The 13,959-nt window shown below is 68.8% G+C and carries 17 protein-coding genes; 8 read left to right on the top strand and 9 right to left on the bottom strand.

Annotated features, from left to right (window positions below; translation table 11 throughout):
* Positions 1-41: 41 nt before the first annotated feature.
* Genes FHX71_RS08170 through FHX71_RS08160 form a run of 3 tightly spaced genes read right to left on the bottom strand, consistent with a single transcriptional unit; the run spans position 42 to position 2,502 of the window.
* A complete protein-coding gene (locus tag FHX71_RS08170; RefSeq protein WP_182615225.1) occupies positions 42-1,016 on the bottom strand; it encodes an ornithine cyclodeaminase family protein in 975 nt (324 codons plus the stop codon).
* Entirely contained in the window at positions 1,013-1,963 is a 951-nt protein-coding gene (locus FHX71_RS08165; protein ID WP_182615224.1) for a threonine ammonia-lyase, read from the bottom strand. The genes FHX71_RS08170 and FHX71_RS08165 overlap by 4 nt, the downstream gene beginning before the upstream one ends.
* Positions 1,960-2,502, bottom strand: a complete 543-nt coding sequence (locus FHX71_RS08160; protein WP_246402930.1) for a TetR/AcrR family transcriptional regulator — start codon at positions 2,500-2,502, stop codon at positions 1,960-1,962. The genes FHX71_RS08165 and FHX71_RS08160 overlap by 4 nt, the downstream gene beginning before the upstream one ends.
* 199 nt (positions 2,503-2,701) lie before the next feature.
* On the opposite strand from FHX71_RS08160, the gene FHX71_RS08155 reads away from it, so the two are divergent.
* Both FHX71_RS08155 and FHX71_RS08150 read left to right on the top strand, forming a co-directional pair.
* On the top strand, positions 2,702-3,358 hold the full coding sequence (locus FHX71_RS08155; protein ID WP_182615222.1) for a cysteine hydrolase family protein: 657 nt from the start codon (positions 2,702-2,704) through the stop codon (positions 3,356-3,358).
* On the top strand, positions 3,351-3,701 hold the full coding sequence (locus FHX71_RS08150; protein WP_182615221.1) for an EthD domain-containing protein: 351 nt from the start codon (positions 3,351-3,353) through the stop codon (positions 3,699-3,701). The genes FHX71_RS08155 and FHX71_RS08150 overlap by 8 nt, the downstream gene beginning before the upstream one ends.
* Here the strand turns inward: FHX71_RS08150 and FHX71_RS30340 are convergent.
* The gene (locus FHX71_RS30340) at positions 3,688-4,566 is read right to left on the bottom strand and encodes an SDR family NAD(P)-dependent oxidoreductase (protein ID WP_425566322.1); all 879 of its coding nucleotides are present in this window, start codon (positions 4,564-4,566) and stop codon (positions 3,688-3,690) included. The two genes, FHX71_RS08150 and FHX71_RS30340, sit on opposite strands and share 14 nt — an antisense overlap.
* Before the next feature lie 75 nt (positions 4,567-4,641).
* Here FHX71_RS30340 and FHX71_RS08140 point away from each other — a divergent pair, with 75 nt between their 5' ends.
* Positions 4,642-5,223: a TetR/AcrR family transcriptional regulator gene (locus FHX71_RS08140; protein WP_182615220.1), complete on the top strand. Its 582-nt coding sequence runs from the start codon at positions 4,642-4,644 to the stop codon at positions 5,221-5,223.
* A 123-nt stretch (positions 5,224-5,346) separates the two neighbouring features.
* Here the strand turns inward: FHX71_RS08140 and FHX71_RS08135 are convergent, their stop codons facing one another.
* On the bottom strand, positions 5,347-5,835 hold the full coding sequence (locus tag FHX71_RS08135) for a nuclear transport factor 2 family protein (protein ID WP_182615219.1): 489 nt from the start codon (positions 5,833-5,835) through the stop codon (positions 5,347-5,349).
* 29 nt (positions 5,836-5,864) lie between these two features.
* On the opposite strand from FHX71_RS08135, the gene FHX71_RS08130 reads away from it, so the two are divergent.
* Positions 5,865-6,227, top strand: coding sequence for a winged helix-turn-helix transcriptional regulator (locus FHX71_RS08130; protein ID WP_182615218.1), 363 nt, complete (start codon positions 5,865-5,867; stop codon positions 6,225-6,227).
* Positions 6,228-6,283: 56 nt separating this feature from the next.
* Here the strand turns inward: FHX71_RS08130 and FHX71_RS08125 are convergent, their stop codons facing one another.
* Positions 6,284-7,456: an MFS transporter gene (locus FHX71_RS08125; protein ID WP_312876964.1), complete on the bottom strand. Its 1,173-nt coding sequence runs from the start codon at positions 7,454-7,456 to the stop codon at positions 6,284-6,286.
* Positions 7,457-7,640: 184 nt separating this feature from the next.
* Here FHX71_RS08125 and FHX71_RS08120 point away from each other — a divergent pair, with 184 nt between their 5' ends.
* Positions 7,641-8,504, top strand: coding sequence for a helix-turn-helix transcriptional regulator (locus FHX71_RS08120; protein WP_312876963.1), 864 nt, complete (start codon positions 7,641-7,643; stop codon positions 8,502-8,504).
* 21 nt (positions 8,505-8,525) lie between these two features.
* Here the strand turns inward: FHX71_RS08120 and FHX71_RS08115 are convergent, their stop codons facing one another.
* Positions 8,526-8,882: a VOC family protein gene (locus FHX71_RS08115; protein ID WP_182615216.1), complete on the bottom strand. Its 357-nt coding sequence runs from the start codon at positions 8,880-8,882 to the stop codon at positions 8,526-8,528.
* 155 nt (positions 8,883-9,037) lie between these two features.
* Here FHX71_RS08115 and FHX71_RS08110 point away from each other — a divergent pair, with 155 nt between their 5' ends.
* Positions 9,038-9,916, top strand: a complete 879-nt coding sequence (locus tag FHX71_RS08110) for an SDR family NAD(P)-dependent oxidoreductase (RefSeq protein WP_182615215.1) — start codon at positions 9,038-9,040, stop codon at positions 9,914-9,916.
* 11 nt (positions 9,917-9,927) lie between these two features.
* Here the strand turns inward: FHX71_RS08110 and FHX71_RS08105 are convergent, their stop codons facing one another.
* Entirely contained in the window at positions 9,928-10,509 is a 582-nt protein-coding gene (locus tag FHX71_RS08105; protein WP_182615214.1) for a TetR/AcrR family transcriptional regulator, read from the bottom strand.
* Between the two features lie 98 nt (positions 10,510-10,607).
* Between FHX71_RS08105 and FHX71_RS08100 the strand changes: the two genes are divergently transcribed.
* On the top strand, positions 10,608-11,444 hold the full coding sequence (locus FHX71_RS08100; protein WP_182615213.1) for an SDR family NAD(P)-dependent oxidoreductase: 837 nt from the start codon (positions 10,608-10,610) through the stop codon (positions 11,442-11,444).
* Positions 11,445-11,572: 128 nt separating this feature from the next.
* Here the strand turns inward: FHX71_RS08100 and FHX71_RS08095 are convergent, their stop codons facing one another.
* Complete coding sequence (locus FHX71_RS08095; protein WP_182615212.1) at positions 11,573-12,205, bottom strand: TetR/AcrR family transcriptional regulator; 633 nt, start codon at positions 12,203-12,205, stop codon at positions 11,573-11,575.
* Positions 12,206-12,333: 128 nt separating this feature from the next.
* Between FHX71_RS08095 and FHX71_RS08090 the strand changes: the two genes are divergently transcribed.
* Entirely contained in the window at positions 12,334-13,926 is a 1,593-nt protein-coding gene (locus FHX71_RS08090) for a tannase/feruloyl esterase family alpha/beta hydrolase (protein WP_220489565.1), read from the top strand.
* The last annotated feature ends 33 nt before the right edge of the window (positions 13,927-13,959 follow it).

Here is a 13,959-nt window from a genome sequence, read left to right as displayed (position 1 = left end):
GACGTTTACCTGGTGAACGCCGTTCATCTTACGCCGATCTCTCAGTGGAGCAAGAGGTTCCCCACGATCTCCGCGATGGCGGCGTCCTGAGCGCCCGTTCCTGACAGGTCGGCGACCGAGGTGCGGGTAGCCGTCCATGGCGGTGCCCCGTCGTGGAGCAGCGTGCCGAGCGTGGTAAGCGACCCGTTGCTCGTCGCGGCGGCGAGGTCGGCCTGGGGGATGTCCTGCAGCTCGCCGATCCGCGCGGACTGTCTAGGGTCGTCGACGGCGACAATGTCGGCGGCCAGCAGGATTGCGGGGTCGAGCTCGCGCTTGCCCGGGCTGTCGGAACCGATCGCGGTGACGTGCACGCCGGGCCGGAGCTGTGCCCGGGTCAGGATCGGGCTGGTCGCGGCCGTCACGGTCACGACCGCGTCGGCGTCGATCGGTGAGCCGTCGAGCTCCTGGGCGCGGACCTCGACGTCGTAGTGGTGGCGCGTCCAGTCGGCGAGCTCGGTCGTGCGGCGCCAGTTGCGCGCGATCAGGAGGAGTGTTGAGGGCTCGCGCACGTGCATAGCGCCGTCGATCTGGTGGCGGACCTGGCCGCCCGTGCCGATGAACGCGATGGTGTCGGTGCGCGGCGGGCCGAGCAGGTCGAGGGCGACGGCGCCGGCCGCGCCGGTTCGCAGCTCGGTCAGGTAGCCGCCGTCCAGGAGCAGGGCACGGATGCGCCCGGTATCGGCGTCGAGGATCGCGGTGAACCCGTCGGAGGTCGGCAAGCCCCGGTCAGCGTTGCCGGGGAAGCCGCTGGACAGTTTGGTCGCAAAGGTCCCGGCCCCGTCCAGGGCACCGCCTTTGACGTGGACGGAGCCGTCCGGGGTGTCCAAGTGCCACGGTTCGGGTGAGTGAGCCTGACCCTGGGCCAGGGCGAGAAACGCCCGCCGCGCCGAGACGATCGCGTCGGGCATCCCCACAGCGGCGCGCACGTCGCTCTCGGTGAAGATCGCCGGGGCCGGTTCGCTGGGTGTGGTGTTCATGGCACCAGCAGTGCGGCGAGGCGAGGACCGGTGATGTTGCGCCCGGTGATGACGAAGACGGTGGGCAGGTCCGTCGGCATCAGCGCGTTCATGGCGGCAGCGATGCCGACAGCACCCGATCCCTCGCAGACAATTCCGTGGTCGATTGCAAGAGCTGTGACGGCTCGTTCGATCGCGAGTTCGTCGGCCGCGATGACGTCCACGCCTGCGGCTGTGAGAATCGACGGGGCGAGCGTGTCGGGCGCGATGTTTCCGGCGAGGCCGTCGGCGATGGTCGAACCGACGGGCACCTGGACGATGCGGCCGGCCGCCATCGAGGCGGACACAGCGAGAGATGCCGCCGACTCGACGCCCAGGACCCGGTAACGATCGGGCACACCGAGCACCGTCCCGGAAACCAGTCCGCCACCGCCGACCGGTACCACGATCTGGGCAGGACCGGGAAGCGCGTCAGCGATCTCACGCACGACGGTGGCCTGCCCGGCAATCACGTCCGGGTCGGTGTACGCCGAGATGTACCGCGCGCCGTCCTCGTAGGCGATCTTCTGCGCGGCGCTCTCGGCCCCGTCGTAGCCGTCGCCGATGAGCCGTAGGTCGATGTCGAAGCGGCGCAGGGCTTCGACCTTCGCCGGTGACGCGGTCTGCGGGACGACGACAGTAGCCCGAGCACCCATCCGGGTCGCGGCATAGGCGATACCGAGCCCGTGGTTGCCCGCGGAGGCTGTGACGACGCGGCGCCCGTCGGCGGCCGAGGCAGCGACCGCGGCCAGCGCGCCGCGGACCTTGAACGAGCCGGTCGGCTGCAGCGTCTCGAGCTTGAGGTATGTCGGTGCCGCGAAGCCGTCCAGCGTGATCGGCACGAGCGGCGTCGGCGCCAGGTGGCCGCCTACGACGACGGCGGCGTCGGCGATCCGACGGTCCCATTCCGTGCTGCCTGGCGTAGTCATCGGCTCTCCTTGAGGTCGCGCACGACACCGTCGATCGCGTCGCGCAGCGCTGCGATCTGCGTGTCCTTGTCGTAGGTCTGCGGGTCGAGGATCGACAGCGTCGGCAGGCCGTCGGTCAGCGCGACCAGGCGAATCGCCCCGGCCCTCAGACGGTGCTCGTCGCCGACGCCTGGTGCGCACGCCGCCAGGAGCCGGGTGATCCGCCCGACCCAGTCACGGTTTCCGGCCACGTGAACCGCCGCGAGCTCGGGATCAGCGACGGCTGCGGCAGCGAAGCCCAGCCAGACGCGGATCTCCGCAGCGCGTTCCTCGTCCAGCGGCAACGCGCCTTCGAGCACCGCGGTCAGGCGAGTGACCGGTTCGGCCTCGGCCGCCTCGGCCGCGTTGGCCCGCTTGGTCGTCCTGCCGAACAGCAGCCGGCGGGCATGGACGAGCATCGCCGCCCGTGAGCCGAAGTGGTGCATGATCAGCCCGGTCGTGCACCCGGCCGCGTCCGCGACGGCGCGGACCGAGGCGCCTTCGATCCCGCGCTGCGCCATCACGTCCCACACCGCGACCGACAGGCGTTGGGCCGTCTGGGCATCTGGTTCTGTTCGCATTCCACTCCCTCGTAACGATCGTTACGTAACGAACGTTACGACCATTGAAGAGCGAGGGCAAGGCCTGGTGCCAGCCTGGTACGAACAGCACCAGGCACGGCGCGCCAGACGCCGCCCGGCGGGTGCCACCATGGGCCAGATGAACACCTCTGACCCCTCGCTGGGCCTGCGTCGGACGGCGCTGGTCACGATTGACGTGCAGCGCGACACTCTCGACGGAGCGCCGTTGGAGATCCCGGGCACGAGTGCAGCGGTGCCCACTATCTGCGACCTGGCGGCCGCCTTCCGCACGGCCGGGCAACCGATCGTCCATGTCGTGCGGCTCTACCGGGCCGACGGGACCAACGCCGAGCCGGTGCGCCGTGCTCTGGTCTCGGGGCCGACGCCGCTGTTAAGGCCCGGGACGCCGGGGCGGCTCCTGGCCCCGGGGCTCGTCCCGCACGACCCTGATCTGGACGACGACGAGCTCCTGGCCGGCCACGCTCAGCAGGTCGGCGACCGGGAGATCATCCTCTACAAGCCGCGGTGGGGCGCGTTCTTCGCCACCGACCTCGACCAGCGACTACGGCGGGACGAGGTGGAGACCATCGTGTTCGCCGGCGCGAACTTCCCCAACTGCCCGCGCACATCGATCTACCAGGCCAGCGAACGTGACTACCAGATCGTCGTGGCCGACGACGGGATCTCCGGCCTGGACGGGCAGGGACGCGCCCAACTGAGCGGCATCGGCGTCGAGCTCGCCCCCACCGAGCAGATCATCGACCGGATCCGCCTGGAAGCAGGAGCACATGCCTGAGAACCAGCCCGAGCTGTCGCTCATCACCGTGATCCGCAAGCCCGCGGACGTCTCCACCGCCGACTTCCGGCACTTCATGGAGCACGAGTACGGGCCGACATACACCCGGATGCCGCAGGTCGTCTCCTACACGCAGCACTACGTCACCGACATGGCCAACGACGGCAGCGAGGACCCGATCGACGCCGTCGTGCAGATCACCTTCGTCTCCGAGGACGGCATGCGTGCCGCCCGGGACACCGACGCCTACCGGGCCGCCCACGCGGCACGCGAGCGGTACATGCGCCCCACCACCGCGGGCATCCACAGGATGCGCGTCGAACGCTCGCTCACCCCGGCCTAAGGTCCCCGCCGTGCCCCGCTGCCCGCCGCCCATCTGGGTGGCGGGCAGCAGTGGGTTCAGGTGTGGGCGATGGGTTCAGGCGGTGGGACGCGGGCCGCGGACCGCGACGCCGGAGCGGCCGCCGTCGATGTCGAACACCGATCCGTGCACGAAGCGTGCCTCGTCGCTGGCGAGATAGACCGCTGCGGCGGCGATCGCCGCCGGCCGCCCGCTCGCGCCGGCGGGTGTGCCCCACATCAGCGTCTCGCCACGCTCGTCGGGGTCCGGCTGCGTCTCGCGGATGACGCCGGGTGAGATCGCGTTCACGGTCACGCCGGAGGGGGCCGAACTCGGCCGCCCAGGAGCGGGTCAGAGTCTCGATCGCACCCTTGGACGACGTGTACAGCGCCGAGCCCGGGACACCTAGCCGGGCACCCCAGGACGCCATGTTGATGATCGCCCCGTCCCCGCGTTCGACCATGGCCGGTGCCAGTGCGGCGACGAGGAAGAACGGTGCCTTCACGTTGACCGCGTACACCAGGTCGACGGTCTCCTCGGTGATCGTCGCCGTGGGCCCCCCGGGGAAAAGCCCGGCGTTGTTCACCAGGACGTCGAGACGTCCGCCGAGCGCTGCGGTCGCCTCGCGCGCCAGAGCCTCCGACGCCGCCTTGCTGCCGTCCAGGTCCGCGGCGACGAAGACGGCCTCGCCCCCGGCCCGCACGATCCGGTCCACGACCGCGTCGCCGCGGTCCTTCGACCGGCCCGAGACGACCACGCGCGCCCCTTCGGCCGCGAACCGTTCGGCGATGGCCGCCCCGATGTTGCTCGTCGAGCCGGTGACCAGAGCCGTCTTGCCCTGCAGTTGCTTCGACATGGTTCCCTCCACTCTCTAACCGGACGTCGCGTCCGTATTCAATAGGCTGCGATACGGACGCACCGTCCGAATATCAAGGGAGGCATCGTGGCGACAGCGGAGAAGCGCCCGCGCGCGGACGCCGTGCGCAACTTCGAACGGCTGCTGGGGACTGCGCGGGAGCAGTTCGAGGCCCGGGGCGCCGAGATGGTGTTCGAGGACGTCGCGCGGGCCGCCGGGCTGGGCAAGGGGACCCTGTACCGCCACTTCCCCACTCGGGACCATCTGCTCGCGGCGCTGCTGAGCTCGACGTTCGACGGCCTGGCGGGCGAGGCCGACCGGCTGCTCTCGACGCGTTCGCATCTGGAGGCATACGTGGCGTGGCTGGGCGAGTTCGACCGCATGCCCGCGCCGTATCGCGGGCTGCGGGCAGTACTGATGGAATCGCTCGGTGATGACGCGTCCGCCCTGGCGGTGGCCTGTGAGCCGCTGAAGCGCTCGTTCGCCGCGATCGTTGCGGCGGTGCAGCGCGAGGGCCTGGTCCGCGGGGGCATTGACCCGGACGAGCTCATGACGGTCGTGGCCGCGTTGCCCGACCAGCTGCGCCGCCGGTCACCACGGCACCCGTGGCTCGATGTCGTCATCGACGGCACGCTCACGGACGCGGGCCGTCAGGCGCGCCGCACGTGATGTCGGCGGGCTCGGGGTGCCGGCCCGGGCCCGCCGCAGGTGGAGCCGCCGCTGACGCCTGATGGCGAGTTCACCATCGTGAGGTCACGGTCGTGAGGCTCCAGGCGGGGCCCCACGCAGGGCTCACACAGTCGGGAAGGTCTGCATCCAGAGGATCTCCAGCGTGCGGTGCACGATGCGCCATCCCTCGGGGCGGCGTTCGAGCCGGTCGACGAAGAACCCGGTCTGCATGGGGTTCCAGTCCTTGCCGTCCGTGGTGCCGGTGTGGGTGTGTAGATGCTGGGTCCGGGCGGTGGCGATGTCGCCGTCGATGTCGACGGCGGCGATTCCCTGCAGGTGCTGCCAGTTGTCCAGCCCGGCCATGGTCCCGCCCGGGCCGCGCATGGTCTGGATGAGGGTCGTGTAGTCGAGGTCGGGCGCCGCGCCGCCCGCGCGGTAGTCGAGGTGGGCGTCCGGGGCGAAGACCACGTCCCACTGCTCCTGGACCTGGTCGTCGCCGTTATCGTGGAGGTCCTGGCCGAGCGCGTACTGCACGATCAGATCCTGGATCGCGAGGCGGTCAAGGACGTACTGGAGCGCGGCCGGGTCGGTCGCGTCGGTGATGGTTGCCATGCGTTCGACGCTAGATCTACGCTCCCAATGTGACCAGTACCGACAAAAAAGTAAGTGTCCCGCCGTGCACGATCGACCAGGTCGAGCGGGCACTGCGGGTGATCGAGGGCCGGTGGAAGCTGCTGATCATCCACCACCTGCTGGTGCAAGAGCCGCGGCGCTTCTCCGACCTGGAGCGTGCGATCCCGGCCGTGACGCAGAAGATGCTGATCCAGCAGCTGCGTGCGCTGGAAGCAGACGGGGTGGTCAGCCGCCGGTCGCGGCCGGTCGTACCGCCGCACGTCGAGTACTCGCTGACACCGTTCGGCCGGGCACTGGAGCCGGCGCTGAACGCCTTGCACGACTGGGCCCGGGACGGCGCCGACGTGCTGAACCTGCCGATGAGCAGCTGACGACAGCGCGCGCAGCGTCATGGCAGGTGGCGCACGCAGGGGCCCCAGGGGGCTGATCAGGCCGGGCGGCATGTGGCCCGCCACGCGAACAACGCGAGAATCACCGCGACGCCGAGCCCAGCGACGGAGATCAGCACCGTGGTGGTGGCGCCGAGCCCGCTGGTCAGCAGGACGCCGCCAGCGGCCGCGCCGACGGCCTGGCCGACGTAGGTGCCGGTCGAGTTGAAGGAGATCACCACGCTCGCCATCTGGGGGTGCAGGCCGGTGAGCATGTGGTTGTCGGGAGCGACGAACGCCCAGCTGCCGATCCCGCCGAAGAACATGGCGGCTATGACCAGGGCTGGGGACTCGGCGAACGCGATGACAGTCAGGGCGGCCGCGAGCAGGGCGATGGCGAGGGCCGATGTCAGGCCCGCACCGATGCGGTCGATGAACCAGCCGCACCCGAACGCGCCGATTGCCCCACCGATGCCCCAGATGAGCAGGCCGGTCGCCAGCGCGGTGCCGGAGATGCCGGCGATGGCTTGCGTGATGGGGGCGATGTAGGTGTAGACGAGGATGCCGGCCCCGGTGGCCACCGCCGTGACCAGGACGACCAGGATCACGCGCGGGTCGCCCATCACGGCGAAGCGGTGGCGCATGGGCACGGTCGCCTCGCCCTGCAGGCGGGGCAGGACCGCCAGGAGCGCGACCAGGGCGATCAGACCGACGGCGGCGACGAAACCCAGGCTGGCCTGCCATCCGAGATGCTGTCCGATCGTGGTGCCCACGGGGACGCCGAAGACCGTGCCGAGCGCGATCCCGCCCAGCGTGATGGACAGGGCCCTGCCGCGCCGGGCGGGCCCGGCCAAGACGGTCGAGACGGCGTTCGCGGTCGGTGTGAAGGCCGCGGCGCCCAGGGCGCACAGCACGCGTGTGACGAGTAGGACGGCGAAGTTCGGAGCGAGAGCGCCGGCCGCGTTCATCAGGACGAACACGGTCAGGCCGACCGTGATCAGGGTCTTGCGCGGCACCCGGTGCGTCAAGGCTGAGAGGAACGGGGCGGCGACCGCGTAGGTGATCGCGAACGCGGTAACGACCTGCCCGGCGGCGCCCTCGGAGATCCGCAGGCCGGTGGCCAGCTCGGGAAGGATGCCCGCTAGGACGAATGAGTCGGTGCCGATGGCGAAGGTGCCGAGCGCGAGCAGGGCGACCGGGATGATCCAGCGATCGGCCGGCCGGGGCGTCACTGCGGGGTCGCGCTGCGGTGACGCCGACGAAGCCGTCGGTGCCGGTGCGGGCGTCGGTGTCGGTGTGGATGTCGGTGTAACTGCTGCTCTGGTGGTCATGAACAGCATGGTGTTCCGGATGCTCAGCCTGGTACAGACGGTAGTTATGCTGGTATAAGGACCACCTGGTTCCGGTGTTCGAGGAGTGGTGAGATTGTCCGACGTGATCCAGAGACGAGAGCTCGCAGCCTTCCTGAGGTCCCACCGCGAGGCCACCGACCCGGCGACGGTCGGGCTGCCGCGGGGACCGCGTCGCCGCACACCGGGTCTACGCCGGGAGGAGCTTGCTCAGTTGTCCGGAGTGAGCGTCACCTGGTACACGTGGCTCGAGCAGGCGCGGGACATCGGCGTCAGCCGGCAGGTTGTCGAGGCGATCGCCCGGGCCCTGCGCCTGGGCAGGGACGACCGGGAGGTGCTGTTCACGCTGGCCGGCCTCGCCCTTCCCCCGGCCGTGCCCGAGCCCGTGCAGGTCAGCGACACGCTCCGGCGTCTGGTGCAGACCATGCAGCCGAACCCGGCGTACGTGACCAATCCCTGGTGGGATGTCCTGGCCTGCAACGACATGTACGCGGAACTTCTGGGTGGATACGAACAGCGCCCCGTCGCGGAACGGAACGTCCTGTGGCTCACGTTCACGCAGAACCGGTCGCGAGGTCTGTTCGTGGACTGGGAAACGGAGGCACGCCAGCTCGTCGGGCAACTGCGGGTCAACCTCGCTCAGTACCCCAAGGATCCCCGAGGCGTTGAGTTGCGCGACGCGCTTCTGCAGGAAAGCCCCCGGTTCGCCGAGCTCTGGCAGGAGCAGCAGGCGCGCCGGTTCACACCGGCACGCAAGCAGCTACGGCACGACCGGCTCGGGGTGCTCCAGCTCGACTACGTCAAGCTCGACGTCGCCGAGCAGAGCCACCTCATGATGCTGGCGTTCCTGCCCGCGGACCAAGAGACCGCGGACAAGCTCAGCACCCGATTCGTCCCCTACGGCGCCACCCACGACCTGATGCCCGTTTGACACCGCAGGCTTGATCGGCGCTCATCCGCCTTGCGGCGTGAAGACCTCGAACGGGTTCCCGTCGCGGTCCGCCACGATTGTGCGGGTCCCGCCCGCCGAGGCCGTTGCGGCCTCCAGCACCTGCCCGCCCGCGGCGGTGAAGGCAGCCACTGCGGCGTCGTGGTCCAACGCCATGAGGGTCGCAGCCCGGCGGAACGGCGCAAGGTGCTCGGGTGTGCCCTCGATCAGCATGAATGTTCCGACGATCGCCATGCGGAACTGCGGGAACTCCAGCCGGCGCACCTCGTCGGTGTCGGCGAGCGTGCGGTAGGTGGGGAGCGCGGCATCGAGGTCAGTGACCTCGATGCGCGACATCACGGTGTCGATGATCTGTGTCATGCCCTCGACCGTAGGTACTTGCCCAGGTTGCTGGTACCCGGGAAGCAGGTGGCTCTTATACCAGTTTAAGAGCAACTACCACCAGGTATAGCGCAGCGTCCAGGACTCGCCGCAGGGTGGAAACGCCCCTATCGGACCGGAGAAGGAGAGTTCCCATGACCACTACCCCTCGCGTGGCACTCGTCACCGGAGCAACACAAGGCCTCGGTCTAGCGCTCGTCGGAGAACTGGCTCGACGCCTGGAGCCGCACGACGTCGTCTACCTCACGGGGAGGAACGGCGCCAAGGTCAAGGAACTGGCAGGTACCTTCTCGGGCTCGCCCGGCGCGACCGTGGTACCGGAGCACTTCGACGTCGCCGAAGCGGACAGCGCCGAGCGTGTCGCGGCGCTGCTCCAGGACCGCCATGGCGGCGTGGACATCGTCTTCAACAACGCCGTCATGCGCGTTCGACCGAACGACGATGCCTCCGCAGTCGTCGGCGAGTACGTGGAGGTCAACAACCTCGCGACCACCCGTGTCCTGCGGGCGTTCGGCCAGATCGTGCGCGACCACGGGCGGCTGATCGTCGTGGCCAGCTCGCTGGGAACGCTCGACTACCTCGCCCCGGTCCTGCATCCCGTCTTCCGCGACCTGCACACGCTGAACGAGGTCGACCACGCCATCACGGCCTGGCGAGATCAGGTAGTCAGTGGAGAAGTCCTGGGTAGCCCCTGGCCCGGGTTCATCAACATCCCGTCCAAGATCGGGCAGGTCGCCGCGGTTCGGGCACTGGCCGAGGCACGACATGATGCCGACCTGGTTCGCGGGATCCTGCTCGCGGCGGTGTGCCCCGGCATGATGAACACGCCGACGTCCGAAGCGTTCTGGGATGTGGCGGACGCACCGACTCCGGAACACGCGGCCGCGCCTTTGGTAAACCTGGCGCTCGGCCCCGCCGACCCCGAGCTGTACGGCGAACTCTCTCGGGACGGGCGAGTGCTCACCTTCGACCCGCTGCGCACGCCGGCCCAGAGCAGGCCGAACCACCCGTAGGCCGGTCACCCTCAGCTTCTGGGGCCTACGGTCGACATAGCCCTGTCGATCGCGGCAGCGAAGCTGCCGTAGCCGTTGGACGCCAGCCAGGAATGCTGGGCCGCAACCAGGCAGCCGAAGGCGGCTGCGGTCAGGGCACGAGGTGCAGGGTCATCGTCCGCGTAGGCGCGTCCGGTAGCGGCCGCTCGTTCTCGCAGTGCGGTGACGACGGCATCCTGCATCCGTTGAAGCTTCTCCAGGTAGCGCGCGAACAGATGCGGGGTGTCGAACACGATGCGTTGCATCGGCTCGGCGACCTCTCGCTTGCCCGGCGCGTCGACGTAGGGCACGAGCAGATCGAAGCATCGACGCAGTGAGTCCCAGACCGGTTCGTCGATCGGCCGGTCGTGCAGAACGGTGATCATGCCCTCGGCGACCAGGTCGAACTTCCCGACGACGAGGTCCTCCTTGGTGGGGAAGTACCGAAACACGCTGCGCTGTGAGATCCCGGCGGTCGCGGCGATGTCGTCGATCGTCGTCTGCTCGTACCCCTGCTCGACGAACAGAGCATTCGCCACCTCGGTGATCTGTGCGCGCACCGCCTCACGGGTCATCTCACGAAGCCCTGCCCGCCTGTCCTTCATAGGCATCGATAATAGCAACACCCGCCCGTCTTGACAGTTACTGACAGCATCGGCATACACTGCCAGGCATGACCTCCAAAACCATCGTCATCACCGGAGCGAGCGACGGGATCGGCGCCGCGGGCGCCCGCAGGCTCCACCAGGACGGCCACAACGTTGTCGTCGTGGGTCGGTCGCCTCAGAAGACTCGGGCGATCGCCCATGAATTGGGTGCCGACTCGTTCGTCGCCGATTTCGCCACGCTGGGCGAGGTGCGCGAGCTCGCCGCCGCCCTGGACGCTAGGTACCCGGTCATCGATGTGCTCGTCAACAACGCCGGGGGAATCTTCGGCGACCGGACCAGGACCGTCGACGGGTTCGAGAAGACCTTTCAGGTCAATCACCTCGCCCCGTTCCTGCTCACCCAGTTGCTCCTGGACACGCTCATCGCCAGCAGCGCGACGGTCATCCAGACGTCCAGCTCGGGCGCCCGGCTGTTCGGCAAGCTAGCGATCGAGGACCTGAACCACAACAAGGACTTCACTCCCCAGCTGGCTTACGGCACCGTGAAGCTGGAGAACATCTTGTTCACCAAGGAGCTGCACCGCCGCTACAACGGCCAGGGAGTCTCAGCTGCCGCGTTCCACCCGGGGGCAGTCGCGACGAGTTTCGCGACCGAGTCGGACAGCTTCATGAGGCGTATCTACAGCTCGCGCCTGGGCCGCGCTCTCATGGTCAGCCCGGAGAAGGGTGCCAACCAGATGGTGTGGCTTGCCGAGTCACGGCCCGGCGCAGACTGGCACTCCGGCACCTATTACGAAGGTCGCAAGCCGGCCAGGCGTAACAACCCTCAGGCTCTCGACATGGATCTCGCACGCCAGCTCTGGGACCGTTCCGAGCAGCTGCTTGCCCAAGCGGCTTCCTGATCGGGCCCCACCCAGACCTGGCCACGGTCGGGTCCGGGTCCGGGTCCGGGTCCGGGTCCGGGTCCGGGTCCGGGTCCGGGTCCGGGTCCGGGTCCGGGTCCGGGTCCGGGTCCGGGTCCGGGTCCGGGTCAACGATCTCCCGTCGGCCGCTCCACGGGCGGGTTCAGCACGTCGAACGAGCGAGCTGCCAGGTCGGTCAACAGGTCCGCGCATCCGCCCGCAACCCAGACAGAGACAGCCGCGTTCAGCATCCCGGCCGCAGCGCCCGCAACGGCACGTGGCGTCGGGTCCACGTCGGGGTCGACGCCGAGCCTGCTCGCCAGTGCCGAAGCGACCGCTTCTTCCCACGCCGGCTGGATGATCTGCCGGTAGTAGCCGCCAACCGTCGGCGAGCTCTTGGTCAGCTCGGACCTCGTCCGCACCAGAAGCCGATCACGGTCCATCAGATCTGCGGTGCTCATCGCCGCTGCCCTGACCGCAGACAGTGGGGCGAGCGCAGGGTCGGCCTTCTCGATTCGGCGGGCGAGCTCCTCGTGGTCGCGACGCCAGTCGCCGAACAGCACCGCCTCCTTGGAGTCGAAGTAGCGGAAGAACGAGCGTTGCGAGATCCCGACCTCCTGGACGATCTCGTCGATCTTCGTCTGGTGATAGCCCTTGGTCGTGAACAGGCGCCAGGCGGCTTCCTCCACGGCGCGACGGGTCGCGATCTGCTTGCGAAGACGAACTCCGCCCGTCGTCCCGGGCGCTCCAGCCTCGATCATCTCATCAACCTAGCACCCTCTTGTGTCAGTCATGCCACTTCGCTGTCCCCTCGAAATAATCCCAGGGATATGCTTGGCTCGGCGTTCGTGACAGTTCTGCCACTTTCTGAAGAGCCGAGGAGGCACCGGTGAGCACATCCGTCCGCATCAAGGTGACGAGCCCAGTCCAGTGGGTGACGATGGCCGAGGCACCCGCCTCTGCCGACGTCATCGAGCGCTGCAACACCGTGACGATCCAGCAGCATCTGGCCGGGTTCGGCGAGCTCGAGGTTGTCTCGGCGACGGTCAACACCACCGGGCAGGCCGACGCTCCACGGATGCCAGGTACCGAAGGGCCGCCGATTGCGGCCGTCGTCACTGGCCTGCCGGACTTCTGCGACGTCCGTGTGCACCACCGCACGCCTGGCGGGCACGTCGCCCACATCACTGTATGGGTCCCGCTTACCTGGAACCGCCGGTTCCTCGGCACCGGCGGCGGCGGCAACCGCACCACCGGCATGTGGTTCTCGGACCAGCGGATGCGGATCGCTGAACTGCCGGTCGCCCTGCGCAACGGTTTCGCGACCGCATCGACCGACGCAGGGAACCGGGACCCCCGCTTCGCCGACTGGGGGCTCGACGAAGCTACCCGCAAGCTGGACCGAGAACTCGTTCGCAACTGGGCCTACCGCGGAACCCATGACATGACCGTCGTGGGGAAGGCCGTGACCGAGGCGATCCACGGCTCTGCGCCCGAGTACTCGTATTTTCAGGGCGAATCTGGGGGTGGTCGGCAGGCCCTGATGGAGGCCCAGCGCTACCCGGACGACTACGACGGAATCTGGTCCGCGGATCCCGCGATCAACTGGACCAAGATGATCGCGGCGTCGATGTGGCCCGCACTGGTCATGAAAGAAGCCAGGAACCCCATTCCCGCAGCGAAGTTCAACGCCTTTCGCGCAGGCGCCACGGCGGCGCTCGACGGAGTCGACGGCCTGGACGACGGGATCGTCGGCGCGACCGATCTCCGTGACTATGATCCCCACCGGCTGGTCGGCACGGCCACGTCGGCTGGGACCATCACCACGGCTGACGCCGATGTAGTTCAGCAGATCTGGGCGGGCCCGACCACCCCGACGGGGAAACGCCTCTGGTTCGGGCTTCGGCCGGACACCGAGAGCTGGGGTGAGAACCTCAACGGAGCGGGTCTCTGCCAGGTCGACGAGGTCGACGGCGAACTCGTCATCTCCCCGTTCGTGATGCCTGTGGCCTGGTTCGGTGGCTGGCTCCTGCGGGACCCGAGCTGGGACTGGACCACCCTGACCCACGAGCGGTATCTGAGCCTCTTCGATCAGGGCGTTCGAGAGTTCGCCGAGGTCGCAACCGACGATCCCGATCTCTCCCGTTTCCGGGACAGCGGCGGCAAGCTCCTGCTCACGCATGCCGGCAACGACGAGGTGATCTTTCCCGAGGGGACCATCGACTACTACCGCCGCGTCCAGGACAGAATGGACGGTGCCGACGAGGTGGCTACCTTCGCGCGGCTCTTCCTCTCCCCCGGCGACGGACACGGCCACTGCACCGGCACAGGCCCCGGCCTGACGCTGGCCGCCGGGATGGTCGCATTGATGGAGTGGGTCGAGAACGGCACGACGCCGGAGTCGATCGTGGCGCACCGGTTCACGCGTGACACTGCCGCAGCCACGATGACCCGGCCCCTGCTCCCCTACGCTGCCGGCTGAGTGTCGTGCCGGGGCGGGCGAGACACATCGCCT

The sequence above is a fragment of the Promicromonospora sukumoe genome (assembly GCF_014137995.1).
Lineage (GTDB): Bacteria > Actinomycetota > Actinomycetes > Actinomycetales > Cellulomonadaceae > Promicromonospora > Promicromonospora sukumoe.
The sequence above is the reverse complement of the archived record's forward strand: the minus strand, read 5'-3'. Positions and strand labels throughout refer to the sequence as shown.

Bases quoted from the DNA above. Each gene is read 5' to 3' on its own strand.
- FHX71_RS08170 (WP_182615225.1), bottom strand. From the start codon at position 1,016: ATGAACACCACACCCAGCGAACCGGCCCCGGCGATCTTCACCGAGAGC.
- FHX71_RS08165 (WP_182615224.1), bottom strand. From the start codon at position 1,963: ATGACTACGCCAGGCAGCACGGAATGGGACCGTCGGATCGCCGACGCC.
- FHX71_RS08160 (WP_246402930.1), bottom strand. From the start codon at position 2,502: ATGGCGCAGCGCGGGATCGAAGGCGCCTCGGTCCGCGCCGTCGCGGAC.
- FHX71_RS08155 (WP_182615222.1), top strand. From the start codon at position 2,702: ATGAACACCTCTGACCCCTCGCTGGGCCTGCGTCGGACGGCGCTGGTC.
- FHX71_RS08150 (WP_182615221.1), top strand. From the start codon at position 3,351: ATGCCTGAGAACCAGCCCGAGCTGTCGCTCATCACCGTGATCCGCAAG.
- FHX71_RS08135 (WP_182615219.1), bottom strand. From the start codon at position 5,835: ATGGCAACCATCACCGACGCGACCGACCCGGCCGCGCTCCAGTACGTC.
- FHX71_RS08115 (WP_182615216.1), bottom strand. From the start codon at position 8,882: ATGACACAGATCATCGACACCGTGATGTCGCGCATCGAGGTCACTGAC.
- FHX71_RS08110 (WP_182615215.1), top strand. From the start codon at position 9,038: ATGACCACTACCCCTCGCGTGGCACTCGTCACCGGAGCAACACAAGGC.
- FHX71_RS08105 (WP_182615214.1), bottom strand. From the start codon at position 10,509: ATGACCCGTGAGGCGGTGCGCGCACAGATCACCGAGGTGGCGAATGCT.
- FHX71_RS08100 (WP_182615213.1), top strand. From the start codon at position 10,608: ATGACCTCCAAAACCATCGTCATCACCGGAGCGAGCGACGGGATCGGC.
- FHX71_RS08095 (WP_182615212.1), bottom strand. From the start codon at position 12,205: ATGATCGAGGCTGGAGCGCCCGGGACGACGGGCGGAGTTCGTCTTCGC.